This is a genomic window from Allobosea sp. AK1 (assembly GCF_006714945.1).
Classification (GTDB): Bacteria; Pseudomonadota; Alphaproteobacteria; order Rhizobiales; family Beijerinckiaceae; genus Allobosea; species Allobosea robiniae.
Window position 1 is genome coordinate 3,903,531 of record NZ_VFMG01000001.1, and the last position, 26,670, is coordinate 3,930,200.

30 protein-coding genes are annotated in these 26,670 nt (G+C 67.7%); 12 read left to right on the top strand and 18 right to left on the bottom strand.

The features are described from left to right. Positions 1 to 20: 20 nt before the first annotated feature. Both FHT98_RS18810 and purD read right to left on the bottom strand, forming a co-directional pair. Positions 21 to 935, bottom strand: a complete 915-nt coding sequence (locus FHT98_RS18810) for an alpha/beta fold hydrolase (protein ID WP_142114907.1) — start codon at positions 933 to 935, stop codon at positions 21 to 23. 32 nt (positions 936 to 967) lie between these two features. Next, complete coding sequence (purD, locus tag FHT98_RS18815) at positions 968 to 2,245, bottom strand: phosphoribosylamine--glycine ligase (protein ID WP_142114908.1); 1,278 nt, start codon at positions 2,243 to 2,245, stop codon at positions 968 to 970. Positions 2,246 to 2,336: 91 nt separating this feature from the next. On the opposite strand from purD, the gene xseA reads away from it, so the two are divergent. Next, positions 2,337 to 3,932, top strand: coding sequence for an exodeoxyribonuclease VII large subunit (xseA, locus tag FHT98_RS18820; RefSeq protein ID WP_142114909.1), 1,596 nt, complete (start codon positions 2,337 to 2,339; stop codon positions 3,930 to 3,932). Between the two features lie 156 nt (positions 3,933 to 4,088). Here xseA and FHT98_RS18825 read toward each other — a convergent pair whose 3' ends face one another. Further along, positions 4,089 to 4,901, bottom strand: a complete 813-nt coding sequence (locus FHT98_RS18825; RefSeq protein ID WP_248309255.1) for a dienelactone hydrolase family protein — start codon at positions 4,899 to 4,901, stop codon at positions 4,089 to 4,091. A gap of 110 nt (positions 4,902 to 5,011) precedes the next feature. Here FHT98_RS18825 and FHT98_RS18830 point away from each other — a divergent pair, with 110 nt between their 5' ends. Then, positions 5,012 to 5,233 carry a DUF2093 domain-containing protein gene (locus tag FHT98_RS18830; protein ID WP_061964934.1) on the top strand — a complete coding sequence of 74 codons (222 nt, stop codon included), beginning with the start codon at positions 5,012 to 5,014 and terminating at the stop codon, positions 5,231 to 5,233. A gap of 157 nt (positions 5,234 to 5,390) precedes the next feature. Here FHT98_RS18830 and lpxK read toward each other — a convergent pair whose 3' ends face one another. The 5 genes from lpxK to FHT98_RS18855 form a co-directional block, all read right to left on the bottom strand. Next, the gene (lpxK, locus tag FHT98_RS18835; RefSeq protein ID WP_142114911.1) at positions 5,391 to 6,392 is read right to left on the bottom strand and encodes a tetraacyldisaccharide 4'-kinase; all 1,002 of its coding nucleotides are present in this window, start codon (positions 6,390 to 6,392) and stop codon (positions 5,391 to 5,393) included. Beyond that, positions 6,392 to 7,696, bottom strand: a complete 1,305-nt coding sequence (locus FHT98_RS18840; RefSeq protein WP_142114912.1) for a 3-deoxy-D-manno-octulosonic acid transferase — start codon at positions 7,694 to 7,696, stop codon at positions 6,392 to 6,394. Before FHT98_RS18840 ends, lpxK begins: the two co-directional genes overlap by 1 nt. After that, complete coding sequence (locus FHT98_RS18845; protein WP_142114913.1) at positions 7,693 to 8,430, bottom strand: lysophospholipid acyltransferase family protein; 738 nt, start codon at positions 8,428 to 8,430, stop codon at positions 7,693 to 7,695. Before FHT98_RS18845 ends, FHT98_RS18840 begins: the two co-directional genes overlap by 4 nt. A 42-nt stretch (positions 8,431 to 8,472) precedes the next feature. After that, positions 8,473 to 8,715: a DUF4170 domain-containing protein gene (locus FHT98_RS18850; RefSeq protein WP_082617077.1), complete on the bottom strand. Its 243-nt coding sequence runs from the start codon at positions 8,713 to 8,715 to the stop codon at positions 8,473 to 8,475. Positions 8,716 to 8,804: 89 nt separating this feature from the next. After that, on the bottom strand, positions 8,805 to 9,632 hold the full coding sequence (locus FHT98_RS18855; RefSeq protein WP_142114914.1) for a 3'(2'),5'-bisphosphate nucleotidase CysQ: 828 nt from the start codon (positions 9,630 to 9,632) through the stop codon (positions 8,805 to 8,807). A 249-nt stretch (positions 9,633 to 9,881) separates the two neighbouring features. Between FHT98_RS18855 and FHT98_RS18860 the strand changes: the two genes are divergently transcribed. Then, positions 9,882 to 10,403: a DUF6101 family protein gene (locus FHT98_RS18860; RefSeq protein ID WP_142114915.1), complete on the top strand. Its 522-nt coding sequence runs from the start codon at positions 9,882 to 9,884 to the stop codon at positions 10,401 to 10,403. Between the two features lie 3 nt (positions 10,404 to 10,406). Here the strand turns inward: FHT98_RS18860 and ubiA are convergent, their stop codons facing one another. Together ubiA and FHT98_RS18870 are read right to left on the bottom strand one after the other, a co-directional pair. Continuing rightward, entirely contained in the window at positions 10,407 to 11,372 is a 966-nt protein-coding gene (gene ubiA / locus FHT98_RS18865) for a 4-hydroxybenzoate octaprenyltransferase (RefSeq protein ID WP_142114916.1), read from the bottom strand. Positions 11,373 to 11,390: 18 nt separating this feature from the next. After that, entirely contained in the window at positions 11,391 to 11,858 is a 468-nt protein-coding gene (locus FHT98_RS18870) for a hypothetical protein (protein ID WP_142114917.1), read from the bottom strand. A gap of 205 nt (positions 11,859 to 12,063) precedes the next feature. On the opposite strand from FHT98_RS18870, the gene FHT98_RS18875 reads away from it, so the two are divergent. From FHT98_RS18875 to FHT98_RS18885, 3 genes are all read left to right on the top strand, one after another. Next, entirely contained in the window at positions 12,064 to 12,810 is a 747-nt protein-coding gene (locus tag FHT98_RS18875; protein ID WP_142114918.1) for a 16S rRNA (uracil(1498)-N(3))-methyltransferase, read from the top strand. 166 nt (positions 12,811 to 12,976) lie between these two features. Then, complete coding sequence (locus FHT98_RS18880) at positions 12,977 to 14,356, top strand: glutamate--cysteine ligase (RefSeq protein ID WP_142114919.1); 1,380 nt, start codon at positions 12,977 to 12,979, stop codon at positions 14,354 to 14,356. A gap of 96 nt (positions 14,357 to 14,452) precedes the next feature. After that, entirely contained in the window at positions 14,453 to 14,632 is a 180-nt protein-coding gene (locus tag FHT98_RS18885; RefSeq protein WP_061964912.1) for a Flp family type IVb pilin, read from the top strand. 4 nt (positions 14,633 to 14,636) lie between these two features. Here FHT98_RS18885 and FHT98_RS18890 read toward each other — a convergent pair whose 3' ends face one another. Further along, positions 14,637 to 15,518, bottom strand: a complete 882-nt coding sequence (locus FHT98_RS18890; RefSeq protein WP_061964910.1) for a LysR substrate-binding domain-containing protein — start codon at positions 15,516 to 15,518, stop codon at positions 14,637 to 14,639. Positions 15,519 to 15,695: 177 nt separating this feature from the next. Here FHT98_RS18890 and FHT98_RS18895 point away from each other — a divergent pair, with 177 nt between their 5' ends. Then, positions 15,696 to 16,058 carry a DUF1127 domain-containing protein gene (locus FHT98_RS18895; protein WP_061964908.1) on the top strand — a complete coding sequence of 121 codons (363 nt, stop codon included), beginning with the start codon at positions 15,696 to 15,698 and terminating at the stop codon, positions 16,056 to 16,058. Between the two features lie 86 nt (positions 16,059 to 16,144). Here the strand turns inward: FHT98_RS18895 and FHT98_RS18900 are convergent, their stop codons facing one another. From FHT98_RS18900 to FHT98_RS18910, 3 genes are read right to left on the bottom strand one after another with little or no spacing between them, the layout of a single operon-like run. Beyond that, positions 16,145 to 17,038 (bottom strand): DUF937 domain-containing protein, encoded by an 894-nt coding sequence (locus tag FHT98_RS18900; RefSeq protein WP_142114920.1) that lies wholly within the window; start codon positions 17,036 to 17,038, stop codon positions 16,145 to 16,147. Positions 17,039 to 17,074: 36 nt separating this feature from the next. After that, positions 17,075 to 18,478 (bottom strand): MATE family efflux transporter, encoded by a 1,404-nt coding sequence (locus FHT98_RS18905; protein ID WP_142114921.1) that lies wholly within the window; start codon positions 18,476 to 18,478, stop codon positions 17,075 to 17,077. After that, positions 18,475 to 20,340 (bottom strand): monovalent cation:proton antiporter-2 (CPA2) family protein, encoded by a 1,866-nt coding sequence (locus FHT98_RS18910; RefSeq protein WP_142114922.1) that lies wholly within the window; start codon positions 20,338 to 20,340, stop codon positions 18,475 to 18,477. Before FHT98_RS18910 ends, FHT98_RS18905 begins: the two co-directional genes overlap by 4 nt. A gap of 202 nt (positions 20,341 to 20,542) precedes the next feature. Here FHT98_RS18910 and ispH point away from each other — a divergent pair, with 202 nt between their 5' ends. The 3 genes from ispH to rnhA are packed head-to-tail and all read left to right on the top strand — an operon-like array spanning position 20,543 to position 22,951. Beyond that, positions 20,543 to 21,514 (top strand): 4-hydroxy-3-methylbut-2-enyl diphosphate reductase, encoded by a 972-nt coding sequence (gene ispH / locus FHT98_RS18915; RefSeq protein ID WP_142114923.1) that lies wholly within the window; start codon positions 20,543 to 20,545, stop codon positions 21,512 to 21,514. A gap of 22 nt (positions 21,515 to 21,536) precedes the next feature. Then, positions 21,537 to 22,502: a homoserine kinase gene (locus tag FHT98_RS18920; protein WP_091855904.1), complete on the top strand. Its 966-nt coding sequence runs from the start codon at positions 21,537 to 21,539 to the stop codon at positions 22,500 to 22,502. After that, positions 22,499 to 22,951 carry a ribonuclease HI gene (gene rnhA / locus FHT98_RS18925; protein WP_142114924.1) on the top strand — a complete coding sequence of 151 codons (453 nt, stop codon included), beginning with the start codon at positions 22,499 to 22,501 and terminating at the stop codon, positions 22,949 to 22,951. The genes FHT98_RS18920 and rnhA overlap by 4 nt, the downstream gene beginning before the upstream one ends. Positions 22,952 to 22,954: 3 nt before the next feature. Here the strand turns inward: rnhA and FHT98_RS18930 are convergent, their stop codons facing one another. Next, entirely contained in the window at positions 22,955 to 23,404 is a 450-nt protein-coding gene (locus FHT98_RS18930; RefSeq protein ID WP_142114925.1) for a GNAT family N-acetyltransferase, read from the bottom strand. Between the two features lie 73 nt (positions 23,405 to 23,477). Next, positions 23,478 to 23,708 (bottom strand): hypothetical protein, encoded by a 231-nt coding sequence (locus tag FHT98_RS18935; RefSeq protein WP_142114926.1) that lies wholly within the window; start codon positions 23,706 to 23,708, stop codon positions 23,478 to 23,480. A gap of 158 nt (positions 23,709 to 23,866) precedes the next feature. Here FHT98_RS18935 and FHT98_RS18940 point away from each other — a divergent pair, with 158 nt between their 5' ends. Beyond that, on the top strand, positions 23,867 to 24,280 hold the full coding sequence (locus tag FHT98_RS18940) for a hypothetical protein (protein WP_142114927.1): 414 nt from the start codon (positions 23,867 to 23,869) through the stop codon (positions 24,278 to 24,280). Between the two features lie 103 nt (positions 24,281 to 24,383). Here FHT98_RS18940 and FHT98_RS18945 read toward each other — a convergent pair whose 3' ends face one another. Then, entirely contained in the window at positions 24,384 to 24,869 is a 486-nt protein-coding gene (locus tag FHT98_RS18945; protein ID WP_142114928.1) for a peroxiredoxin, read from the bottom strand. A gap of 53 nt (positions 24,870 to 24,922) precedes the next feature. Continuing rightward, a complete protein-coding gene (locus FHT98_RS18950) occupies positions 24,923 to 25,786 on the bottom strand; it encodes a protein-disulfide reductase DsbD domain-containing protein (RefSeq protein WP_185745217.1) in 864 nt (287 codons plus the stop codon). A gap of 252 nt (positions 25,787 to 26,038) precedes the next feature. Between FHT98_RS18950 and FHT98_RS18955 the strand changes: the two genes are divergently transcribed. Beyond that, positions 26,039 to 26,659 (top strand): YqgE/AlgH family protein, encoded by a 621-nt coding sequence (locus FHT98_RS18955; RefSeq protein WP_061964880.1) that lies wholly within the window; start codon positions 26,039 to 26,041, stop codon positions 26,657 to 26,659. Positions 26,660 to 26,670 lie beyond the last annotated feature (11 nt).

Genomic DNA, 26,670 nt, shown 5'->3' on the forward strand with positions numbered 1-26,670 from the left:
GATTGTTCCCGTGGATCGGCTCAGGCTGAAGCCTGCGCCAGGAACGGCTTCAGCGCCGCGAGCGTCGCCTGCGGGTTCTCCTCCGGCAGGAAATGGCCGCTGTCGATCGCCTGCCCTTCGGCCTGTGGCGCGAAAGTCTGGCGCCAGACGTCCAGCGGGCTTGCGCCCTTGGCCGGGATACCGGCCTCGCCCCAGAGCACGAGTGTCGGACAGAGGATGCGCTTGCCCACCGCGAGATCGGCCTTGTCGTGCTCGATATCGGTGGTGGCCCCGGCGCGATAATCCTCGCAGGCCGCGTGGGTCCGCGAGGGATCGCTGAAGGATTCCGCATAGGACTGCATCGCCAGCGGGTCGAACAGGTCGAGATTCTTCGCCCGGCTCCAGCTCGCGATGGTGCGGTCGAGCCAGCCGACCGGGTCGGCCTTGAGCAGGTTTTCCGGGATCGGCTCGGGCTGGGCCAGGAAGGTCCAGTGATAGACCTGCATGGCGCGCGCCGCGTTCATGCCTTCCCACATCGAGACGGTCGGCAGGATGTCGAGCAGAACGAGCCGCTCGACGCGCCCGGGATGGTCAAGGGCGAGACGATAGGCAACGCGCGCCCCGCGGTCATGGCCGATCACGCCGAAGCGGATATGGCCGAGCGCCTGCATCACCGTGACGATATCCTCGCCCATGCCACGCTTGGTATAGGTCTCCCGGCCGCCGTCACCATGCGGCGCGGCCGACCAGCCATAGCCGCGCAGGTCGGGGCAGATCACGGTGTGGGTCTTTGCCAGTTCCGGCGCCAATCGATGCCATTCGGCATGGGTCTGCGGAAAGCCGTGGATCAGCACCAGCGGCGGGCCCTCGCCGCCGACGCGCGCGAAGATCTTGCCGACCGGCCCGTCGATCCAGTGCGCCTTGAAGCCGGGGAAGAGACTGTCGATGTTCGCCATGGCCGGAGCATAGCCCCGGCGATGGCGAGCTGTCAGCCTTGCTCGCGCTTCACCGCCTGCCAGCCGATATCGCGACGGCAGAAGCCGCCGGGCCAGTCGATCTTGTCGACCGCCTCATAGGCGCGGTCCTGCGCTTCGCCGACGCTCTTGCCGAGCGCGACGACATTGAGCACGCGCCCGCCATTGGCGACGAGATCGCCGTTGGAGAGCTTGGTGCCGGCATGGAAGACGAGGACATCGTCCAGCTCCTCGGCCTTCTCGATGTCGCGGATGACGCTGCCCGTCTCGGGCTTTGCCGGATAGCCCTTGGCCGCGAGCACGACGGTCAGCGCCGCCTCGTCGCGCCAGCGCAGGTCGACCTGGTCGAGCATGCCGTCGCAGGCGGCGAGCAGCGCCGGCACGATGTCGCTCTTGAGGCGCGGCATCAGCACCTCGCATTCGGGGTCGCCGAAGCGGGTGTTGTATTCGATCAGCTTCGGCCCCTGCGCCGTGATCATCAGTCCGGCGAAGAGCACGCCCTGGAACGGCATGCCGCGCTTGGCCATGCCGGCGAGCGTCGGCCGGATGATCTCGGCCATGACACGCTCGGTCAGCGCGGGCGTCATCACCGGGGCGGGCGAATAGGCGCCCATGCCGCCGGTATTCGGGCCGGTATCGCCGTCGCCGACGCGCTTGTGGTCCTGCGCCGAGGCGAGCGCCAGCGCATGCTTGCCATCGCAGAGCGCGAAGAAGCTCGCTTCCTCGCCGATCATCCATTCCTCGACCACGACCTCGGCCCCGGCCGCGCCGAAGCTGCCGGAGAACATCATGTCGATGGCCTCGTTCGCCTCGTCCAGGGTCTCAGCCATGATCACGCCCTTGCCGGCGGCGAGCCCGTCGGCTTTGATCACGATTGGTGCGCCCTGGGCCGCGACATAGGCCTTGGCGGAAGCGGCATCGCCGAAGCGGCCGAAGCCGGCGGTCGGAATGTCGAATTCGGCGCAGAGTTCCTTGGTGAAGCCCTTCGAGCCTTCGAGCTGGGCCGCGGCCTTGGACGGTCCGAAGACCTTGATGCCGGCCGCCCTGAGATCGTCGGCGATGCCGGCGACCAGAGGGCCTTCGGGGCCGACGACGACGAGGCCGATGCCCTGCAGCCGGCAGAAAGCGACGACGGCGGCGTGGTCGGCGATATCGATCACGACATTCTCGCCGCAATGGGCCGTGCCGGGATTGCCCGGCGCGATGAACAGCGTGTCGCAGAGCGGCGAGGCCGAAATCGCCCAGGCGAGCGCGTGCTCGCGGCCGCCCGAACCGATCAGAAGAATTTTCATCGCGCTCTCCGCTCCGTCACCGGCGCAATAGCGGCACCTAGCGCCATGGGCAACGCTTCTGCTGTCTCTTTCATCCCGCTATGGTCCGGCCATGACCAGCGAATCGCAGCAGACGACCGGCAATGCGCCGGAATGGAGCGTCTCGGACCTCTCGGGAGCGCTGAAGCGCACCATCGAGGACAATTTCGGCTTCGTGCGCGTGCGCGGCGAGATTTCCGGCTATCGCGGCCCCGTCGCTTCCGGCCATGTCTATTTCTCGCTGAAGGACACCAATGCCAAGATCGACGCGGTGATCTGGAAGGGCGTCTTCGGCCGCCTGAAGACGCGCCCGCAGGAGGGACTGGAGGTTATCGCCACCGGCAAGATCACCACCTTCGCCGGCAAGTCGAGCTACCAGATCGTCGTCGATTCGCTGGAGCTGGCCGGCGCCGGTGCGCTGATGGCGCTGCTGGAGGAGCGTCGCAAGCGGCTCGCCGCCGAGGGGCTCTTCGCCGAGGAGCGCAAGCAGCTCATCCCTTATCTGCCCTCCGTCATCGGCGTCGTGACCTCGCCGACCGGCGCGGTCATCCGCGACATCCTGCACCGCCTTGAGGACCGTTTCCCGCGCCATGTTCTGGTCTGGCCCGTGCGCGTGCAGGGCGAGACCAGCGCCGCCGAAGTCGCCAATGCCATCGCCGGCTTCAACGCTTTGCCGGCAGGCGGGCGCATCCCCCGGCCGGACGTCATCATCGTCGCGCGCGGTGGCGGCTCGCTCGAAGACCTGATGAGCTTCAACGAGGAGGTGGTGGTCCGTGCCGCCGCTTCCTCCGGGATTCCGCTGGTCTCCGCCGTCGGCCACGAGACTGACTGGACGCTGATCGACCACGCTGCGGACCTGCGCGCGCCGACCCCCACCGGCGCGGCCGAGAAGGTCGTGCCGGTGAGGGCGGAGTTGATGGGCTTCGTCGCCGATCTCGCGCGCCGCCATTCCGGCGCGATGCTCCGCCTGTCGGACCGCCGCCGCAGCGATTTGCGGGCGCTCGCCCGCGCCCTGCCGGGGCCGGAAGCGGTCCTGTCGGGCCCGCGCCAGCGGCTCGATCTCGCCGCGACGCGGCTGGCGCCTGCGCTGGCCCGCAATGCTCGTGCGCATGAATTGCGGCTTCAGAACGCCTCGCGCCGATTGGCAGATAATTCGCCGCGGGTGCGGCTCGCCAAGTTGCGGGCTGACCTTGACGGTTTTGGCCGCGTTCTCGCTACGGCACGCGGCAACGCCATCGCCGGCGAGCGCACCCGGATCGCCAATGCCCGCGATCGCCTCACCACGCTGGAAACGCGGGCCCGCAACGCTTTCGGCCAGAGCCTGAGCCAGCGCCGCGAACGCGGAACCGCTGTGGCTGAGCGTGCTGAGCGCGCTTTCGGCCAGGCGCTGCACCGGCGTGCCGACCGCCTGGCCTCGCTCTGGACGCTGATCCGCTCGCTCGGGCCGGAAGCGGTGCTGTCCCGCGGCTATGCCCTGATCCGCGACGAGGCCGGGGCGCTGGTCCGCAGCGTCGAGGCAGCCCAGCCGGGCAGGGCGCTTTCGGTCCAACTGGCCGATGGCAGCTTCGGCGTCACCGTTGCGGGCGGCGAGGCCGGAGGAGCGAAACCGCCGGCGCCGCGCCCGGTTCGCAAGGGACCGGCATCGGGAACCCAGGGCGACCTATTCTAGAACCTGTTGATTGTCCGCGGAAACACGCCGTCATCCCGGGCTTGACCCGGGATCCATTCCGGAGCGCTTCCGATCGAGGTTCAGGCATGGATCCCGGATCTCCGCTTCGCTGCGTCCGGGATGACACGCGTTTTCGTGAAGAGCGCCCGTTCTACTTCAAGGCGCGCTCAGGAAGGCCTTGACCCGTTTCAGCGCATCCTCGCGCGCCGCCATATTGGTGCCGACCGTGACCTTGCCGGTGCTGCTGGCGGAATAGGCGATGTTCTCGCGCTCCTTCACCTCGAGGCGCGGATGGTCGAAATCATGCAGGGCGCCGGGATAAAGCACGAGGCCGACCTGCTCGCCGCGCGCTTGTGCGGCCTTGGCCAGATGTCCGCAGGGTGCGGCCGGCGTCCAGTCGTCGGCATCGCCCATCAGGATCAGCAGCGGGATGCGGGCGGAGAAGCTCGGCGATTCCGACTGGCTCCGGCAGGCAGGGTAGAAGGCGGCGGCGCGCTTGAAATCCGGCTTGCCGTCGGTGGGAGCCCGCTCCTTGCGGATCGCCGTCAGCACGGTCAGGCCGCCACTCGACCAGCCGAGCAGGGCAATCGCGTCGGGTTTGATGTTGTCGCGCTGCTGCAGCCAGATCCGGGCGGCCATCGCATCGGCGACGCGCTCGCGCCCGGCCCTGACCGTCAGGTCCTTCACCCCGCATTGCGAGCCGAGCCCGCGCGAGCCGAAGCTGTCCGGCATCAGCACGGCGAAGCCGATGCCGGCCAGCCGCTCGCCCCAATCGGCATGTCGCATCGAGAGCTGACCTTGCGCGCGCCACAAGCCGCCGCAACCATGCAGGGCGATCACTGCCGGGAAAGGCCCCTGGCCGGCCGGCAGATAGAGGATGCCCGTCAGTGTTCCCTGGTCGGCCGGAATCGCAACGCGCTCATAGCCACTGGCACGGGCGGCCGGAGCTGCGAGCAGCACAAGGGTCATCAGGCACGCCGCGAGGCGCTGGAGACTGGACATCGCCGACCAGAAGGTTATCACAAGCCCCAGAGTATCCCGGCTTTCCGCTTCCCGATCAATGATTTGATGCAATTTTGATGAATATCAGCGAGCGTCTTCCGCCTCATGGCCCCGAAGCCGTGGTCGACTACGGTCCGGGCGAGTTCCGCGTCGTCAAGCCCGGCGCCTTCGTGCGCTGCGCCGTGACGGGCGCGCCGATCCGCCTCGACGATCTCCGCTACTGGTCGATCGAATGGCAGGAAGCCTATGCCTCATCGGAAGCCGCGCTGCTGAGGCTGCGTCGCGCCGGCCGCGCCTGAGCCCGGAAACCACGATCACGGCAGAGCGTCATTCTCGGGCTTGACCCGAGAATCTCTTGAAGGAAGAGCTCAGGAGCCCCGCTTAGCAGGAGATGCTCGGGTCAAGCCTGAGCATGACGGCGGGGACGCGAAGCCCCGGAATGACGCCGAGGCTCCGTTAGAGCCCGGCCTGCTCCAGCAATCCTTCGATCTCCGCCGGCTCCGCAAAGACCAGCGAGACCGGTACCACGATCAGCGCCCCGCGCGCATCCGCAGGCCAGAGCGATGCGAGCTTGGTCCAGTCCTTCTCCGTCGTCGCGATCAGGGCTGAGTGCTCCTGCGCGACTGCGATCGCGGCCGCAACATCGGCCTGCCCATAGGCGTGGTGGTCGCCGTGGGCCTGCTCGGCAACGATGGTTGCTCCCGCTTCTCGCAGCGTCGCCGCGAATTTCTCCGGCCGGCCGATCCCTGACAGGGCGATGATCTTCTGTCCGCGCAACTGCTCGACGGCGGCGCCCGCTGGCTTGAGCGCGGCGTGCAGAACCGGCTTCTGCTGTGCTCGCGCGGCAGCGGTGATGCGGTCGCCTGGATCGCCCGAACCGATCATGATGACGGCGTCCGTCTCGCTCAACTGCTCGGCAAGCGGTGCGCGCAGAGGCCCGGCCGGGAGGCAAAGCCCGTTGCCCATGCCGCTCGATCCATCGACCACCGCAAGCTTGAGATGCTTGACCAGCGACGGATTCTGCAGGCCGTCATCCATCACGACGATGCTGGCGCCGAGCCCGCGTGCGAGCCTCGCGCCGGCCACCCGGTCGCGCGCGATGACGGTGCGGGCATGGCGCGCCATCAGCAACGGCTCGTCGCCGACATCGGCCGCGCGATGCCGGTCCGCATCGACCTCGACCGGGCCGGCAAGCCGGCCGCCATAGCCGCGCATCAGCACGAAGGGCTTTTCGCCCCGTTCTTCGAGCGGGCGGACGAGGGCGATCGCGGTCGGCGTCTTACCGGCGCCGCCGGCGATAAAATTGCCGACGCAGATGATGGGTAGGCCGACTTCGGCTCCGGGCTGCTGCATCCGTCGCAAGGTGATCCGGCCGTACAGGAAGCCGAGCGGCTGGAGCAGCCGGGCGAGTAGCGTGGGTTTCTCCCGCCACCAGAAGCGCGGGGCGCGCCGCAGCATCAGGGCGCGCTCTCGCGCTGGCCGAGCGCGACCCGCATCAGCAAGGGCTCGATCGCGTGCAGCGTGCGGTTCAGCGCGCCGCCGAGTTCGGTCGCGGTCTGCGCGGCGGCACGCGCCGCCTGCCGGGCCTCGGCCGGGTTGTTCAGCCAGCGATGCACTGCGCCTGCCAGCGCCTGTGCATCGGCGGCCTCGCGCGAGCCGCCGTCGCGGTCGAAGGCCGCGAAGATCTCGGCATTGTTGTGGACATAGGGCCCGTGCAGGAGCGCGCAGCCGAGCTTGGCCGGCTCGATCGGGTTATGCCCGCCGATCCCCTCGACCAGCGAGCCACCGAGGAAGGCGACCTGCGAGAGCCGGTAGAACAGCCCGAGCTCGTTGACGGTGTCGGCGACATAGAGATCGATGGTCCGTTCCGGGCTTCCCCCGGTCGCCCGGCGCGAGACGGCGACTTCGTTCGCCTCTGCCAGCGCCTCGATCTCCGGGCCGCGCTGGGGGTGGCGCGGCGCGATGATGGTGAGCAGCTTCGGCAGGTAAGGCTTGATCGCGAGATGGGCGGCCAGCACCAGTTCGTCCTCGCCGGGATGCGTGCTCGCGGCGATCCAGACCGGGCGGCCTGTCGTCTGGCCGTCGAGAATGGCGAGCGTATCGGAATCGGCGGGCGGGGCGGGCACGTCGAATTTCAGGTTGCCGGCGACGCTGACGCGCGGTGCGCCGAGCTGGGCCAGCCGCTCGGCATCGCCCTGCGACTGCGCCAGGCAGGCCTCGAAGCAGGAGAGCAGGAAGCGCGAGGTCTTCGGCATCTTGTACCAGCGGGCGAAGGAGCGCTCCGACATCCGGCCGTTGACCATCACCACCGGGATGGCGCGGCGCTGCGCCTCGATCAGCAGGTTCGGCCAGATCTCGGATTCGCAGATCAGGCAGAGATCCGGGCGCCAATGATCCATGAAGCGGCGCATGTAGCGGGGCACGTCGAGCGGAATGTATTGATGGATCACGCCGCCCGGCAGCCGCGCCGCCATCAACCTGGCGGAGGTCACGGTGCCCGAGGTCACCAGCACGGCGAAGCCGCGCTTCTGCAATTTGGCGATCAAGGGCAGCAGGGTCACGGTCTCGCCGACGCTGGCGCCATGCAGCCAGACCAAGGGCTTGTTCGGCCGCTTGACGCTCGCGTGGCCGCGCCGTTCCGCGTGCCGTGCAAGGTCTTCCTTGCCGCGGCGCCGGCGCCAGAGCAGGAGCCCCGCCGCCGCCGGCTCCAGCAGCGCCGTCGCGTAGCGATAGGTCCTGAGGATCGCGCCCTTGCCGCTCATGCCGCTGCCCCGGCAGCAAGCTGCTTCTCGCGCAGGCCGGCGCCCGGATCACGGCTGCCGACGATCGCGTAGCCGCGGGCATGGACATCGTCGAGGCTCGCCTGGACGGCGAGGCGTGCGGCTTCCTGCGTGGCCTCGTCGGCATCGCGCGCGACCAGGATCGGCTCGCCGACGACGATGGCGCAGCGCCCGAAGGGCAGGCCGATCGAGGCGCGGTCCCAGCTGTTGAAGTCGATGCGCCGGCTGGTCACCACGGCGACGGCCCGGATCGGTCGGCCGGAGGCGCGTGCCAATGCGATGATGCCGGGGCCGACGATGCGGGCGCGCTTGGGCACATCGGCCGTCAGCACCATGGTGTCGCCCGCTGCGAGGCGCCTGACCATGGCGAGGAAGGCGGCGGCGCCGCCCTTCTCGCGGATCTTCTTGCCGAGTGCGCCGGAACCGCGGATCGCGCCGATGCCGAGCTCGCGCAGCGCCACCGCATTGAAGCCGCCGTCGCCATGGCGCGAGACCAGCGAGCAGGCCGGCATCCAGTCCGGCCGGGCGAAGGGGATCATGAGGTGCTGGCCGTGCCACATTGCAAAGATGAGTGGCAAATCCGGCCGGACATGGTCGTAGATGTCGGCGGGTTCGAAGACGATCCGGTTCGTGCGCTGGACGAGGCGCAGGTAGCCGGCCAGCAGCCGGCCGAGCGTTTCCTGCGCCACGCGCGTCTTGAGGATCGAAAAACCCATAGATTCTGTCGTCAGGTCCTGTCGCTCAGAGCCCGTCCCGGCTCAGCTCTTGGCGGTCTCGGGGTCGAGCAGCCGGTGGAGATGGACGATGAAATAGCGCGTCTGCGCCTGGTCGACGGTCTGTTGCGCCTTGGCCTTCCAGGCCGTGTGGGCGCTGGCATAATTCGGGAAGACGCCGACGATGTCGAGCTTGGCCAGGTCCTTGAAGGTGATGCCTTCGAGCGAGGCGAGCTCGCCGCCGAGGACGAGGTGAAGGAGTTGCTTCTGTTCCGGTTCCGCGCTCATCGAACTCTCCTGCAAGGGCCGTGGCGCCCCCATAAGCCATCCCGGTCGTCCAAGCGAGCGGACCGCGCCGGAAGCGTTGAAAAAAATCGTCAGGCCGGCTGCGTCCGTCCGTCGCGCAGGCGCTCGATCGCGGTCTGCAGGGGCGAGGCGAGCTTGCCGTTGCTCGCAACGAGCATGCCATGGACAGGGACTTCGCGATTGTAGATGACGGGCCCGGCCTCGCCGTCGCTCAGCCGGCCGCCGGCCTCGCTCAGCACGAGATCGGCCGCCGCCAGATCCCAATCGCGGGCATCGGGCGAGATCAGCCCGGCATCGATCGTGCCATCGGCAATGCGCGTCAGGCGCAGCGCCAGCGATGGAATCCGGGCAACGGCCTGGAAGCTTTCGAACTGGGCAAGCGCATCGAGCATCGGCTTGGGGCCGGCGATGCGTGCGCCGGTCAGGCTTTGTGTGGATGAGGCGTGGATGGTTTCGCCGTTGAGCGTCGCGCCGCCACCGGCGAGCGCACGATAGGTCGCCTGGCAGGCCGGCGCATGGACGATGCCGAGGATCGGCGCGCCCTGGTCGAGCAGCGCGACGCAGACAGCCCAGTCCGGCGAGCCCTGCATGAAGGCGCGCGTGCCGTCGATCGGATCCACGACCCAGACATAGCGATGAGAGAGCCGTTGGGCGTCGTCGACCGTCTCCTCGGACAGCCATGCCGCTTCCGGCAGCAATTCCGAAAGCCGGATGCGCAGGAAGGTGTCGACGCCGATATCGGCTTCGGTGACGGGCGAGCCGCCGCTTTTCGCCCAGGTCCGCGCCGCGGTCGCCGCGCCGGGCCGGAACAGATCGAGGGCGATCGTGCCGGCTTCCAGGCAGCTTTCGCCGACGGCTTTCAGCAGTTCGGCCGCGATCGGGAGCGTGGTGGCGTTCATGGCTTTCCTATCGGCCGCGATAGTCGCTGTTTCAAGCCGAAAATGCGGCCACGGATCGAAAGATTCCGTCAAGCATCCGGCAGGAAACCCCCGGTTTAGGGCCGGATCAGGGCGAAAACACCTTCCTTTAACCCAACCCCTTAAGCGCTCGGACACGGCTGGCGGCCATCCTCACAGGGCAAGCACGAGAGCCCCGGCATCGACAGAGGGCTCCGTTGCAGCAGGGATTAGAGAGAGGCGTTATAACCGATGGCCAGCGTCACGCCGGCCGCCGGAGAGAGCGGTTTTGTGCCTGCTCTCTCCGGCGGTCCGACCACCACAGCGATCGTTTCCCGCAACCCGATGCCGGATCGTCCGGTCGCCCCGGCGATCGAGCGCGTCGGCCCGGTGCGGATCCTGCGCGGCGGCGCCAACTGGCGCGGCGTCGCGTTGCGTCTGGCCAATCCGGCCGGTGACGACGAACGCTTCGAACTGGCCCTGACCGCCGGCGACGGCCGCTCCATCGTGGTCGCCTGCGCTGACCAGGAGGATGCGGTCGCGCTCTGGCGTGATTTCGGCCGGACCAGCGGCTTGCCGCTGCTGCTCGAAGCCGCCGATGGCACGGTGACCGAGCCTTATCCGCAGCTTGGCCGGCTTGCGCTGGGCGCGATTCGTATCCGCCGCCGCCACGGCCTGCTCAATGGTCGCCGTCCGCGTTTCCTCACGCGTCGCAAGACGGGCCGCCTCGCCGAACTGCCGGTGATCGTCAATGGCGACCGGATGACCGACTGACCGTCAGAACCAGCCGCGGCTCGCGGCATCGAGAGCGAGCCCGGCCGCCAGAAGCAGGCCGGCATCCCGGTTCGACCGGAATATCCTGAGGGCTTCGGGCGCGCTCGCACCGCTGATGCGCGTCACCTGCCGGCCGAGATGAAGGGCGAAGGCGGCGAAGCCGAGCCAGGCGGCGGGGCCGCCGCCAACCAGCCAGATCGCGGTGCCCGTCAGCAGCACCGCCAGCGCGAAGCACAGCGCCACCGCCTCGCGCGTGTGATCGCCGAAATAGCGGGCGCTCGACCGGATGCCGGCGATGACGTCATCCTCGAGATCCTGCATGGCGTAGATCGTGTCGTAGCCGACGGTCCAGGCGATCGCGGCCGCATAGATCAGGTAGGCCGGCGGATCGAGCCGGCCGAAGACCGCGCTCCAGCCCATCAGCCCGCCCCATGAGAAGGCGAGGCCGAGCACGAACTGCGGCATGTTCGTGATCCGCTTCATGAACGGATAGATCGCGACGATCGCCAGCGAGGCGATGCCGAGGATGATCGTGAAGCGGTTGAACTGCATGAGCACGACGAGGCCCGCGAGCGCCTGCGCGATCATGAACAGCGCGGCGGCCTTCGCCGTGACCTGCCCGGACGGAAGCGGCCGCCCGCGGGTGCGCGCCACCTCGGCGTCGAGCTTGCGGTCGATGATGTCGTTGAAGGTGCAGCCCGCGCCGCGCATCAGGACCGCGCCGACGAAGAAGAGCAGGCAGTGCCAGGGATTGGGATAGGGCTGGCCGGCGGCGATGGCGGCAAGCCCGGCCGCCCACCAGCAGGGCATGAGCAGCAGCCACCATCCGATCGGCCGCTCGATGCGGGCGAGCTTGAGGAACGGCCTGATGGCAAGGGGCGCCCGCGTGTCGACCCAATGCCCGGTCAGCGCGTCGGGCAGGGGCGAGTCACGCCCAGGCATGGTTCCGAGGGGAGCCGGATCGGGCATGGCGCCGGTGGGCGCCGGTCAGAGCGCGCCCTGCGGGACGCGCATCCCGCCGCCAGCGCCGCTGGTGATGGAATCGGCGCCGCCGAAGGGGCTGGCGCTCTGCGCCTGCTGCCGGGCGCGGCGCTGCATGGCGGCCTGCTGCTTCACGGCGTTGCAGGCCTGAGCGCGGAAGCCGGAAACCTTCTTGTTGTCGGTCTGCATGCCTTCGATGAAGGATGCCGGAATCTGGCACCAGTCCTGGTTGGCCGTGGCGAACTTGATCGCGGCGTCGCCATTATTGGCGAGGCGGCCGAAGGCGCTGCAGGCTTCCTGCGGCGTCATCTTCTTCTTGGCCTTCTGGGAAGCCGTGAGCTTGGCGACGATCGACTGGCGCTCGCCGAGCAACTTCTGGATCTGCTCGCAGCCGGAGACCTGCGCGCTTGCGGGTGCAGCCGACAGGAGCGGAGCCACGGCAAAGCCGAGCACCGCGATAACGCCTGAAGCCATCCAACGCCGCATGGTGTCCTTACTCCGGATTGCCGGCCCGCCCGGCCGATCGTTAAATACGTCCTTAACAGCAGGCGCTGTTAACGCCAACGACTCTTGCGAGTCTATGGTGGCCTTGTGGGAAGCGCTGCCTGTTACAAGGTGATTGTGGCGTTTTTCACGTCGCTCTCGACATTACCACCGATTCCCGGAGCCGCTCGCGCCCATGCCCGTTCCCGATTTCGCCCGGCACCGGCTTTTCATCGACAACTCCTTCGCACCGGCGGCGATTCTGCCGCTCGATCGCGAGCAGGCGAATTATCTCCTCAATGTCCTGCGATTGCGGGTCGATGGCACGGTGCTCGTCTTCAACGGGCGCGACGGCGAATGGCTGGCGCGCCTCGTGCCGGAAGGGCGCAAGCAGGCGAGCCTCGAACTGGTCAGACAGACGAGGCCGCAGCCGCCCGCCGCCGACCTGCATTACCTGTTCGCGCCGCTGAAGCATGCGCGGCTCGACTACATGGCGCAGAAGGCGGTCGAGATGGGGGCGGGCCTGCTCCAGCCCGTCCTGACCCGCCGCACCCAGGTTTCGCGGCTCAACCTCGATCGGCTGCGCGCCAACGCCGTCGAGGCGGCCGAGCAATGCGGTATACTGAGCCTGCCCGGGATCGAGCCGGAGCGTCCGCTCGAAGCGGCGCTCTCAAGCCTGGCGCCGGAGCGATTGCTGGTCTTCTGCGACGAGGGCATGGCTCAGGCGAGCCCGGTTGCGGCGCTGGCGGCGCATGGACCCGCGCCGCTCGCCGTCCTGATCGGCCCCGAAGGCGGCTTCGACGAAGCCGAGCGGCAATTGATCCAGGCGCGGCCCAACACGCTGCCGATCTCGCTCGGCCCGCGCATCCTGAGGGCGGACACGGCCGCGGTGGCTGCGCTTGCGCTGGTGCAGGCGGTGCTCGGCGATTGGCCGAGAGCCTGATCGGGAGGGTGCCAAGACCTGCCGCCAGCGCCGGGCGCCTTTGCGCGAATGCACGGTTCCGGTCGTTGTCGAGCGCCCGGCGCTCGCCTATGTCTGTCCATCCTCTGCCGGCTTTGACCGCGCCTTCGGCGCGGGGCTGGTTGTTTGCCCATCTGCCGGAGCGCCCATGGCTCGCGACGTGTCCGATTCGACCCCGATCGGTTCCAAGGCCGAACTGATTGCTTGGATCGCCGCCGGCGAGAAACCGGCCTCCTCCTTCCGGATCGGCACCGAGCACGAGAAATTCCCGTTCTACCGGAGCGATCTCGCGCCCGTCCCCTATGAAGGGCGCGCCGGCGCCGGCGGCATCCGGGCTCTTCTGGAAGGCATGCAGCAGCGGCTCGGCTGGGAGCCGATCGTCGATGCCGGCCATATCATCGGGCTGGCCGGGCCGGATGGCGGCGGGGCGATCTCGCTGGAGCCGGGCGGGCAGTTCGAATTGTCGGGTGCGCCGCTGGCGAGCCTGCATGAGACGGAGGCCGAGCTTCAGGCCCATCTCGCCGACGTCAAGGCCGTGGCCGCTCCGCATGATATCGGATTCGCCGCCCTTGGCGCGTCCCCGCTCTGGACCCGTGCGCAGACGCCGGTGATGCCGAAGGGGCGCTACAAGATCATGGCGAACTACATGCCGAAGGTCGGCACGATGGGTCTCGACATGATGTTCAGGACCTGCACGGTGCAGGTCAATCTCGACTTCGGCAGCGAGGCGGACATGGTCCGCAAGCTCCGGGTCTCGCTGGCCCTCCAGCCGCTTTCCACCGCCCTCTTCGCATCGTCGCCCTTCCTCGACGGCAAGCTCAACGGCTTCCAGTCGATGCGTTCCGAGATCTGGCGCGATACCGACAATGCCCGGTCGGGCATGCTCGCCTTCGCCTTCGACGAGGGCATGTCCTATGAGGGCTATGTCGATTGGGCGCTCGACGTGCCCCTGTATTTCGTCAAGCGCGACGATACCTATCATGACGTCGCCGGCGCCTCCTTCCGTGATCTGCTGGCCGGCCGGCTGCCGCAGCTGCCGGGCGAGAAGGCGACCATGTCCGACTGGGCCAATCACCTCTCGACGCTGTTTCCCGAGGTCCGGCTGAAGCGCTTTCTGGAGATGCGCGGCGCCGATGCCGGCCCGGCAGACATGTTGACCGCGATGCCGGCCTTCTGGGTCGGTCTGCTCTATGATGCGACCTCGCTCGATGCGGCCTGGGACCTCGTCAAGGGGTGGAGGGCGGAGGAACGGCAGGCTTTGCGCGATGCAGTCCCGCGCGAAGGGCTGGCTGCGAGCATCGGCGGGCGCAAGCTCATCGAGATCGCTGCCGAGGTCGTGGAGCTGTCGCGCGCAGGCCTGGCCCGCCGGGCGCTTAAGAATGCAGCCGGTCAGGACGAGACGCGCTTCCTTGCGCCGCTGCACGGGATTCTGGAGCGCCGCCGAAACCTGGCGCAGGCTCTGGAAGAGCGTTACCGCAATGCCTGGCACGGCAAGGTCGAGCCCGTGCTGACCGAGATGGCCCTCTGACGCCTGACCAGATTTTCCGCTCGAAAACTGCCGTTTCGAGCGGATTTTGCCTCGGAAATTAACGAGTTGGATGAAGGTCGCCACTAACCTAGCGGCATGGGGCGGATCAAGGCCAGCTTTCTCGAGTTTGCTCGCGACGCGCGCGGCGCGACCGTGATCGAGTATGGCCTTATCGCGGGCCTCGTCTCGATCACGATCATCACGTCGGCCACCTTCTACGGGAACCAGATCAGTTCGTTCCTGCTGGCAGCGGCCGACGCGATCAAGGTGCCCTGAGACTCTACTCGGCCGCCGTCTTGAAGCTCGCCAGGTTGTCGAGGCTCTGGATGATGTGCTCGGCCAGCGCGTTCGACAGCACCGACGGATCGAAGCGGGTCCGCAGCAGGCCGATCTTGCATGAGGGCAAGGTCGCGAAACCTTCTGATGGTCCGAGGATGCGCATGCCCGGCCTCACCGCGCTCTCCGGCAGGACCGAGATCGCCAGTCCGGCCAGGACGGCGGCGCCGACTGCGGTGGAATTCCAGCTCGCATAGAGCACGCGGAAGCGGCGCCCCTTCGATTCCAGCGCATCGACCGCGGCCTGCCGCCAGTTGCAGGTCGGCCGCCCCAGCGCCAGCGGCAGCGGATCCTCCTCATGCACGCTGTGACGTGCCGAGGTGACCCAGAGCAGCGGCTCGATGCGGATGATCTCGCCCTGGCTGCGACTTTCGACATGGGTGATGATCGCGAGGTCGATATCGCCGGTCGCGATCCGCTCCGCCAGCATCGGCGTCGGCTCGCAGACCACCGTGACCTCGGCCCGCGGATTGGAATGGGCGAAGCGCGCCAGGATTTCCGGCAGATAACGGTCGGCATAGTCGTCGGGCACCCCGAGGCGGATGCGGCCCTTCAGGTCGGCATCGGCGAAGGAGGCGACGCATTCGAGATTGAGGCGCACGATCCGGCGGGCATAGTCGAGCAGTCGCTCGCCATCCTCGGTCAGCTTGGCATGGCGGCCGTCGCGCCCGAACAGGGGACGCCCGACCCGCTCCTCCAGCCGCTTCATCTGCATGGAAACGGCCGATTGCGTCTTGAAGACGATCTCGGCGGCGCGGGTGAAGGAGCCGGTATCGGCGATGGCGACGAAGGTCTTGAGCTGATCGGCGTCGAGCACATGGGCCATTGGCGATCCCCGTCCACTGTCCATCAATATCAGTGTTGCGAGACATCATAACCATTCGTTTGGCTGATGACCAGAGCTTCGCTAGGGTCTGGGTGCTCTCCGAAGTTCCCTGTCAATGGCGCGTCCGGGCAGGGGGAGAAACTCAGATCAACGTTCCGCACCGCCAAGGAGGCTGTCATGCTGCTCATGACCATCACCGCGAAGTCGCTCTCGACCGTTTCGGCCGGCGTCACGCGTGTTGCCACCATCGGGTTTGCCGGGGCTGTTCAACTCGTGCGTGCGCTCGCCCATCGCCGTGAGGTGATGCGTCTTTCCGCTGAGCTCGACGAGCGTGGACTCAAGGATATCGGCCTCGTCCGCTCGGATATCGATGGCGCGCTGGCGGCATCTTGGCTGGACGATCCGTCCGCCGTGCTGGCGGAGCGCTCGCGCACGTCGTCGGATCTCGCTGCCGCACGGCGCGAGCATGCCCTGCGCCATGCCGGCTCGACGCCGATGCTGGCGAAGAAGGCCGATATTGCGGTTGCACGCTGCGCCTGACCCCTTGGCGTCAGCGTTCCTGCGGGCGGGAGCTTCGTGCTTCCGCCCTTTTTTATGTCTTCAGCAGATGAAGAGCTGAAGCCGCCTCAGCGACGGCCCTGTCCGCCGCCGAGCATGGCGTCGAGGATCGATTTCAGCGCGTTCTGATGGTCGTCCTGGATCTGGCGGCCATGCTCGAACATCTGGTTGAGCGCATCGAGACCGATCGAGCCGGGGCCGGAGGCTGAGGACGAAGGCGGGGCATCCTCGGGCTCGGGTTCCGGCGCGGGCGCACGTCGTGGCGCGCTGCGCGGAGCGGGCGCCGGTTCGGAATCGGGCTGCGGTGCCACGCCGCCGAACATGCCGCCAAGGATCTGGCCGAGCGCGCCGCCGAACGGGTCGGATGGGGCGGCTTGCGGACTGGGCTGCGGCTGCTGGCCGCCGGCCTGGCCGAACATGCCCTTGAGGATCGCCTCGAACGGATTTCCGGGCATCTGCGGCTGCTGCGGCGCCGGCTGCATGCCCGGCATCTGGCCGCGCATCATCTCGGCGAACTGGCCGAGAATGCCGCCCAGGCCCTCGTTGCTCGACGTCTTGGACAGGCCGCCCATCAGCATCGCGGCGATGACCGGCAGCATCTGCTTGAGGATCGCCTGCGAGACACCGCTGGTCGCGGCCGCCTGCGCCGCGATGGCCTGGCTGACCTCGCGCGAGCCGAAGAGCTGGCTCAGCACGTCGTTGCCGGCATTCTGGGCGCCGGCCGGGATGCCGTAGCCGCCGGCCTCGAAGAAGCGGGCATAGGGCGAGGCCGTCATCATCTGGGCGAGCGAGCCGAAGGCATAAGGATCTCGCGTCTGCCGCTGCAGCCCCATCGAGAAGGCTGGCAGCAGGGCGTCGAGCGCGGCCTGCGTCTGCTGCAGGCTCAAGCCATATTGCTGGGCGAGGTTCGGCAGCGCCTGCCCGCTCTGGGCCGATTGCATGATATCGAACAGGTTCATCATCGACGCTTCTCCCCGGCCGGCCTTTTGATCTCCAGCCTAGGGCGACGATAGCAGGGTGTCCTTGCCTGGCAAATCGATTGCGGCACGGCGCTCCGCGGCCTTGCGCTCCAGCCTTGTGATCCCGCGAAAGGCGAAGACCAGCGCCAGGACGCCGAAGGCCACGGCCCCCAGTGCGGAGCCCGCGAGCGCGCCCTTCGGCCCGGCGAGATGCGCGCCGAGGAACGCGAGCGGCATCGTGCCCAGGGTGGCACGGCCCCAGCTGAACAGCGTCGACAGGAACGGCATGCCGAGATTGTTGAAGGCGGCGTTGGCGACGAAGAGCATGCCGACGAAAATCCACATCGGCCCGGCGATCAGGCAGAAGAACAGCACGAGCTCTGCCGTCAGCCCCGTCGCGTGGAAGGCGGAGACGATCGCGCCGCGGAAGGCGAAGAGCAGCGCCCAGGAGACGAGCACGGAGGCGCCAGCGAAGATCGCCGCATCGCTCAGGCCCCGGCGCATTCGGTCGAAGCGCCCGGCGCCCCAGTTCTGGCCGAGGATCGGCCCGACGGCGCCCGACAGCGCGAACAGCACGCCGAAGGCGACCGGGACGAGCCGGTCCATGATCGCGAGCGCTGCGACAGCCGCATCGCCGAATGGGGCGACGACGCTGGCGAAGACCGCGTTGGCGATCGGGTTCGAGAGATTGGTCAGGATCGCCGGCCCAGCGATGGCGAAGGTCCGGGCGCTGTCCTGCCGGATGAACGAGAGGCGCGGCCGCTCGATCATGCCGTGCACGACAACGCAGCCGTGGAAGCCGATGGCGCAGATGATGATCCGCGCCAGCACGATCGCGATCGCGGCGCCGTCCGGCCCGAGCCCGAAGCCGAAGATCAATAGCGGGTCGAGCCCCGCCGTGACGATGCCGCCGCCGAGCGTCACGAACATCGCCCGCCTGGCGTCGCCGATCGCCCGCAGGATGCCGGAAAGGCCCATGCCGATCGCCATCAGGACGTTCGATGGCAGCACGATATGGAGGAAGGAGAGGGCGACCGCATGCGACTGGTCGCGCGCGCCCAGCAAGCTGAGCAGCCAGGGCAGCAGCGGCAGCGCCGCAAGCGAGATGACGAGCGCCACCAGCGCCGAGAGGGCCATGGTCGAGCCCGCGATGCGCCGTGCAGCCGGTCGATCGCCCGCGCCGATGCTGCGCGAGGTCAGTGCCGTGACGGCGATCATCAGGCCGACATTCACCGAAACCATCAGATAGAGCACGATGGTGGCGAAGCCGACGCCCGCCGTCGCTTCCGGCCGTCCAAGCCAGGAGACGTAGAGCAGCGAGAGCAGGTCGACGACGAAGACCGCCATCAGGCCGACCGAACTCGTCGCGGTCATCACCGCGACATGGCGCATCAACGGACCTTCGAGGAAGACGGCCTGTGGCCGGGCCGAAGCCTGGCTCATCGTTCGGGTTCCCCGACGCCGCCGACGGCGACCTCGGCACCGCCATCCTCGATGACCTGCCGCGTTTCAGGCGTAAGCGGCTTCGACTTGGCCTTGGGCGGGACGAGCGGCTCGGGCGAGACGCGCGGCACGCGGTTGATCGCGGCGGCGAGCCCCTCGTGGAACTGGATCTCCATGCGCTGCGCGTCGCGGTCGCGGACATGGTCGATCACCAGATCGGCCTCGTCGCGGGTCAGGCCCATGGTTTCCAGCGTGACGCGGCCGAAGCCGAGCGCCGATTCGAAGGTCTCGCGCATCTGGAAATCGACATTCGCCTTCATCAGCTCGATCGCGTGGATGCGGTCATAGGCTCTCACATGCAGGCGCACGCTCGGGAACTCGGCCTTGACCATCTCGACGATCCGCAGTGCCGCCTGCTTGTCGTCGACGCAGATGCAGATGACGCGAGCCTTGCCGGCGCCCGCCGCGCGCAGCACGTCGAGGCGGGTGCCGTCGCCGTAGTAGATCTTGAAACCGAACTGCGCCGCCGAGCGGATGCGCTCCACGTCGGAATCGATCACGGTTACGTCGATATGCTGCAGCAGTAGCGCCTGCGTCACGATCTGGCCGAAGCGGCCGAAGCCGATCACCATCACCGGGCTGTCGCCGACGCCGTCATAGTCTTCGTCCATCGTCGCGGGCGCGATGCGTGCCAGCAGCACAGCATCGATCAGCTTGGCGACGACGGGGCCGAGCAGCATGCTGATCGCGGCAAGCGCCGTGATCATCGCCGATTGCTGAGGCGTAAGCAGCCCGTTCGCCAGGCCGAGCGGCAGGAGCACGAAGGCGAATTCACCGGCTGGCGAGAGCAGGGCGCCGGCCCGGATCGCCTCGAGCCAGGACGAGCAGGACAGCCGCAGGATCGAGGTCACGACCGCGATCTTGAACAGCACCAGCAGCGGCGCCGCGAGCGCTAGCAGCATCCAGTTGTCGGCGACGAGCTTGAGGTCGAGCGACATGCCGACCGCCATGAAGAACAGGCCGAGCAGGACACCGCGGAAGGGCTCGATATCGGCTTCCAGCTCATGCCGGAAATGCGAGTCGGCCAGCATCACGCCCGCAAGGAAGGCGCCCATCGCCATCGAGAGCCCGACATGCTCCATTAGCAGCGCCGATCCGAGGACGATCAGCAGCGCGGCAGCCGTCATCACATCCTTCGCGCCGGTATGGGCGAGGATGCGGAAGAACGGGTTCATCACGTAGCGCCCGGCCAGCACGATCAGGACGAGGGCGACGAGCGCGATGCCGAGGCTCGCCAGCGCCATCATCGGGCTGCCGGTCTCGTGACCGCTCGTGGTGGCGAGCAGCGGCAGCAGCGCCAGCACCGGCGCGATCGCCATGTCCTGGAACAGCAGGATCGAGAAGGTGCGCCGGCCATAGGTTTCGTTGCCGTCGCCGCGTTCCTCCAGCAATTGCAGCGCGATCGAGGTCGCCGAGAGGGCAAGCGCCACGCCGACAGCGACAGCCCCCGCCGCTGACAGGCCGAAATACCAGCCGAACAGGCCGATGCCGCCGGCGCTGAGCGCCATCTGCGCGAGGCCGGAGCCGAGAATGTCCTTGCGCATCGAATAGAGCCGCGAGGGCTGCAATTCGAGGCCGACGAGGAAGAGCAGCAGCACGACGCCGATCTCAGCCGTGCCGCGGATGGCATCGGGATCCTTGATCACGCCCAGGAGCGAGGGGCCGATGACGATGCCGGCCGCGAGATAGCCGAGCACCGCCGACTGGCCGAGCTTGCGGAACAGCGGCACGGCGATCACCGCCGCGGCGCAGAAGGTCAGGATCGGCGGCAGAAAGCTGACATGCGAGGCGGCGTCGGCCATGCGGAACTCGGGGCTTTGGGAACGGGCTTGGCGGTCCGGCGCGGCGCTCGGCGTGGCGGGCCGCCACCGTATCTAGGGGTTTGCGGGCGATCCTGCGAGAGGCAATCGGCACATCGCCGCCCGACCTGCGCCGCTTCGCTTCCTTGACATCGCGCCGATCGCGCCGAAAGAAGACGCGGACTGATCGGAGTTTCCTCTGCGCGTGACCAAGCCACCGCTCGACATCCTGCTCTGCGCCCCGCGCGGCTTCTGCGCCGGGGTCGTGCGCGCCATCGACGCCGTCGAGAAGGCGCTCGCGCTGCATGGCGCGCCGGTCTATGTCCGCCACGAGATCGTCCATAACAAATACGTCGTCGAATCCCTGAAGCGGAAAGGCGCCGTCTTCGTCGCGGAGCTCGACGAAGTGCCCGACGAGACGCGCCCGGTGATCTTCTCGGCCCATGGCGTCGCCAAGGCGGTGCCGGCGGCGGCGAAGGCGCGCAATCTCTTCGCCATCGACGCGACCTGTCCGCTCGTCACCAAGGTCCATCGCGAGGCCGAGGTCCATCACAAGCGCGGGCGCCATATCCTGCTCGTCGGCCATGCCGGCCACCCGGAAGTGATCGGCACGATGGGCCAGCTCCCCGAGGGCGCGATCACCCTGATCGAAACGCTGGAGGACGTCGCGACGCTTCAGGCGCCGGAAGGCCAGCCGCTTGCCTATGTCACCCAGACCACGCTTTCGGTCGACGACACCCGCGGCATCGTCGAGGCCTTGCAGGCCCGCTTTCCGGAGCTGATCGCCCCGCACAAGGAAGACATCTGCTACGCCACGACCAACCGCCAGGAGGCGGTGAAGCGCGTCGCGCCGCAGGTCGACGGGCTGATCGTCGTCGGTTCGCCCAATTCCTCGAATTCGCAGCGTCTGCGCGAGGTCGCCGAGCGCGCCGGCTGCCCGGTCGCGCGGCTGGTGCTGCGCACCGACGAGATCGACTGGTCGGTCTTCGGCCAAATCCGCAGCCTCGGCATCACCGCCGGCGCGAGCGCGCCCGAGGTGCTGGTCGAGGAGATCATCGACGCCTTCGCCGCGCGCTACGAGGTTCGTGTCGAGACCGTCTCGACCGCCGACGAGAATGTCTTCTTCCCGCTGCCGCGCGAATTGCGCGGCGAGGCGACGCCGGACGCGGCCGAGTAATTCCAGCAAAAAGAGTACGATCGTGGCCGTCTATACCGAAGTGCCCGATGACGAGATGGCCGCCTTCGTGGCGCGCTACGGCATCGGCGAGCTCCTCTCCGCCAAGGGCATCGCCGAGGGCGTCGAGAACTCGAACTACCTCATCCGCACCACGCAAGGGTCCTTCATCCTCACCCTCTACGAGAAGCGGGTGAACCCGGACGACCTGCCGTTCTTCCTCGGCCTGATCCAGCATCTCGCCTCGCGCGGCGTGATCTGCCCGCAGCCGGTCAGCGACAGCCGCGGCGAGATGCTCGGCCGTCTCGCCGGCCGTCCGGCCGCGATCGTCACCTTCCTCGACGGTCTTTCGGTGCGCCGGCCGACCGCCGCGCATTGCCAGGAGCTCGGCCGCGGCCTCGCGCTGCTGCATCAGGCCGGGGCCGATTTCCCGATGGAGCGGGTGAATGCGCTCTCCGTTCCCGGCTGGCGCCCGCTGGCCGAGCAGGCCGGCACTGACGCCGACAAGGTCTCGCCCGGTCTCGCGCGCCGCGTCGCGGCCGAGATCGCCGTGCATGAGGCGGGCTGGCCGCAAGACCTGCCGCGTGGCGTGATCCATGCCGATCTCTTCCCCAACAACGTCTTCTTCCTCGGCGACAGGCTCTCAGGCCTGATCGACTTCTATTTCGCCTGCACCGACGCCTATGCCTATGACCTCGCGATCTGCCTGAATTCCTGGTGCTTCGAGGCCGATGGCTCGTTCAACCTGACCAAGGGCCAGGCCATGCTGGCCGGCTACGAGAGCGTGCGGGTGCTGAACGAGGCGGAGGTCGAGGCGCTGCCGCAGCTCTGCCGGGGCAGCGCCTTACGCTTCCTGCTGACGCGATTGGTCGATTGGCTGAACGTGCCGGCCGGCGCGCTGGTGAAGCCGCACGATCCGCTCGAATACGACCGCAAGCTCGCCTTCCACCAGCGCGTCGCCGATGCCCGCGAATACGGGCTGAAGCGGTGAGTGCTGATACGGTCGAAGTCTGGACGGATGGCGCCTGCTCGGGCAATCCGGGTCCCGGCGGCTGGGGCGCGATCCTGACCTTCAACGGCGTCGAGAAGGAGCTTTCGGGCGGCGAGGCGCAGACCACCAATAACCGGATGGAGCTGATGGCGGCGATCGCGGCGCTGGAGGCATTGAAGCGGCCAGTCACGGTCGCGCTGCACACCGACAGCCAGTATCTGCGGCAGGGCATCACCGGCTGGATTCATGGCTGGAAGAAGAACGGCTGGAAGACGGCCGACCGCAAGCCGGTCAAGAACGCCGAGCTCTGGCAGCGCCTCGAGGCGGCGCTCGGCCGCCACAAGATCGAGTGGAAATGGGTCAAGGGCCATGCCGGCGACGCGATGAACGAGCGGGCCGACGCGCTGGCGCGAGCCGGCATGGCGCCGTTCAAGAGCGGCGGTCGCTGAGGCTCAGCCCAGCGGCTGGCGGTAGACGATGAAGCCCGATTTGTCGGCGACCTTGTCGTAGAGCGCCTGGCCCTGCAGGTTGGATTCATGCGTCTGCCAGTAGACGCGGTAGCAGTTCTTCGCCCGCGCCATCTGGTTGACGGCCTCGATCAGCTTGCGGCCGACGCCGGCGCCGCGCGATTCCGGCACGGTGAACAGGTCCTGCAGATAGCAGATCGGCTTCTCGCTCCAGGTCGTGCGGTGGATGACCCAATTGACCATTCCGAGCGCCTTGTCGCCCTCGAAGGCGAGGAAGCCGCCCATCGGCTCCTGGCCGCCGGTCAGGCGCCCGAAGGTGATCGCGTCGATCTCCGGCGGCAGCGTCGCCTTGTAGAAGGTCAGGTAGCCATGCCAGAGCAGCGTCCAGGCCTCTCGGTCGGTCGCGGCAAGCGGGCGAATGGTGATCTCGGCCATCGGTGTTCTCCTCCGATCCGGAAGCTAGCCGGGGCTTCGCGGCTTGTCTCATGACAAGCGCAGATCGGATCGATCAGTTGGGCTGGTCTGATGCGAGGAAACGCTCGACAGCGCTGGCGCTCAAAGCCTGAGCGGGATCTTCCCTCCAAAGATCGAGAATGATGGTCGCCAGGCGGGCTCTCGCCCGCCTCTGCTGCTGGCCGCCGACGGTGTTGACGCTGTTCACCGCCATCCAGGCCGCATCGAAAGCGCCAGCCAATTTTGCCAACTCCGCAGGTTCGACAACGAAGCCTCGAAACGGCATGTGCTCCCCCATGCGTCAGAGAAATGGAGCAATTTAAGAGGCAGCGCGCGCCTCGCAATGTCAAAAGCTAGGTCCGCTTCTGGCCCATAGCAGACATTGATCGATGCCATGGGGATGGCTAGCCTCTGGGCATTGAGTAATCCCGCTAGGTGAGAGCGATGCAGCTTCTGATCGACGAGATGCGACTTCGTCTGAGCAAGCTGGAACAAGGCGAAATCAATCGGTCCGCAGCAGCGGTTTCCGAGACCGATATCCAGCGTTGGAGCGATACGTTCGCTGGCGGCGACGTGAATGAGCTCTTCCAAGGCATCGCTGAGGCTCTTGCTCGCGGCTTCCATCGTGGTGAGATCGAGTTCGAATTGGGCGACTTCATCGCCAACGGTCTCCATTGGCCGATGGTGGACCGTGCAAATGAAAGCACGCCCGTGCATCCGCTACTCTGGGATGTTTTCCTCGCATTCGACGCAGGCGAGTTCTCGGTATCTGACGAGAATCCGGTTAAGACGAAAACGGCACCGATGATCGCGGAGATTGTTGCCCGTTTGGATGCGAAAGCGCCTAGCGCAGCGTGACCGCTTCCGACCCCTTGCAGACATTTTCCCTATCCGGCCAGCCCACAAAAAAGCCCGCGCAGCGGCTGCGCGGGCTCCAATCTGTCTCAGTGCGTTGCCGCGCTCAGAGCTTCTCGAGCATCGCCGCGGCGCCGGAGGCTTCCGCCTTGCCGGCGGCTTCCTCGACGCTGAGTTCCTTCACCACGCCGTCCTCGACCAGCATCGAATAGCGCTGCGAGCGGGTGCCGAGACCGAAGCCCGAGCCGTCCATCGAGAGGCCGATCTCCTTGGCGAAATCGGCATTGCCGTCCGAGAGGAACTCGATCACGCCGGTACCGCCGGTCGCCTTCGACCAGGCGTCCATGACGAAGACGTCGTTGGTGCTGGTCACCATGATGGCATCGACGCCCTTCGCCTTGATCTCGGCCGCCTTCTCCAGATAGCCCGGCAGATGGTTGCGGTGGCAGGTCGGGGTGAAGGCGCCGGGCACGGCGAAGAGCACCACCTTCTTGCCGCTGAACAGGTCGTCGGTCGTGCGCGCGGCAGGGCCGTCGGCGGTCATGACGCGGAACGTCGCCTGTGGAAGCTTGTCACCCACCTTGATGGTCATGAGCCTGTCTCTCCGTGAAGCCTGCGGCCAACCGGGCCGCCCGGCTTGACGGATTAGGGCTTGCCGGCGGGGATGTCGAGTTCCAGCCGCGTCTCGATCGGCCGCGGCGTGCCGCGCACGGTGAAGATCAGCGGGGTCGGACCAGCCGCGCCCTTCGGCCGCTCGTCGATCCGGATCTGGGCGACGACCGTCCCGTCCGCCTGCGCCGTCAGGCGGGATTTGCCGAAGGACCACATGCCCGATCCTTCGACGAAAACGTCCTCGATGCGGCCTTCCGGCGGCGGCTGCAGCACGAGCCGCAGGCCCGGATCGACCACGCTGTCATCGGGCCCGGCCTCGATGATCGCGATCTTCTCCTTGTGGATTCCGGGCTTGGCCGGCACCGGCACGCGCGCCTCGTAGCTTTCGAGGCGGGGCGAGGTCACCATCGTCACGCCGGGCTCGAGCCACAGGCTCGCCTCGCCCTTGGCGGGAATGCAGATTTTCTCGCAGACGGCATAGTCGAGCTTGAGCACGACAAGCACCGGCCGCGTCGGATCGACGGGCTGGACCGAGATCGGGATCACGACCTCGCCGGCATAGCCGATGGAGTAGCCGGCCGAATCCTGGAAACGCTCCGGTACCGGCCAGCGCACGTCGAGCCCGCCGATATTGGTCGAGCCCGACCAGTCGAAAGCCGGCGGCACGCCGAACTGCCCGGGGCTGCGCCAATAGGTCTTGTAGCCCGGCGACATCGCGATCTCGACGCCGACACGCTGCTTGCCGGTCGCGGTGGTCGGGCCGGCGATCAGGCGCAGCTTCGCGTGCTCGCTCGCCGACCAGGGCGAGGTGGCGGCCTCGGTCATCGCCTCCTGGGCGCGAGCAGCGGAGCCGAGCGCCAGGGGCAGCAGGGCGAGCAGGGGAAGAATGCGGTTCACGGGTCCAGCCTTTACCGATTGCGACCCTGAAAAGCGAACAAAACCTGTCATCCTCCGCCGGTCCGTGCCCATGTGACACGCCCCGAACCTTGCGCAGGATTGGGGCACAATCGCGATAGTGCGACCGCGGACCGTCGCGGCGGCCCACGCGCACGCGAACGTGATCCGGGCGGCAACGCTACGGCCTGTGCGCCCTTCGACAGGGCGCGGCTGCAAGCCAAGCCTTGCCGACCCTCCCCGACAGCCTCTAGCATGCTCCCCATGAAGATCGGCTCACAATCGCGCACCGCTGGCCGCAGCTATCTCGACGGGCAATGCCTGATCGCGATGCCGGGCATGGCCGATACGCGCTTCAGCCGCAGCGTCGTCTATGTCTGCGCCCATTCCGAGGACGGGGCGATGGGCATCATCGTCAACAAACCGGCGGGCGACACGAAGTTCACCGAGCTGCTCGTCCAGCTCGACGTGATTCCCTCCGAGGAGCTGATCCGGCTGCCGAGTCGGGCCGAGCGGATGCAGGTGCTGCGCGGCGGCCCGGTCGAGACCAAGCGCGGCTTCGTCCTGCACAGCGCCGATTTCTTTCTGGAATCGGCGACCCTGCCGATCGACGAAGGCATCTGCCTGACGGCGACGCTGGACATCCTGCGCGCCATCGCCAATGGCGACGGGCCGGAGAATGCGGTGCTGGCGCTGGGCTATGCCGGCTGGGCCGCCGGCCAGCTCGAAGCCGAGATTCAGTCCAATGGCTGGCTGCATTGCGCTGCCGATCCCGAACTGCTCTTCGACGAAGGCGTCGAGACCAAGTACAGCCGGGCGCTGAACAAGATCGGCATCGACCCGGCGTTCCTGTCGCGCGAGGCCGGGCACGCCTGAGTTCCGGCGGG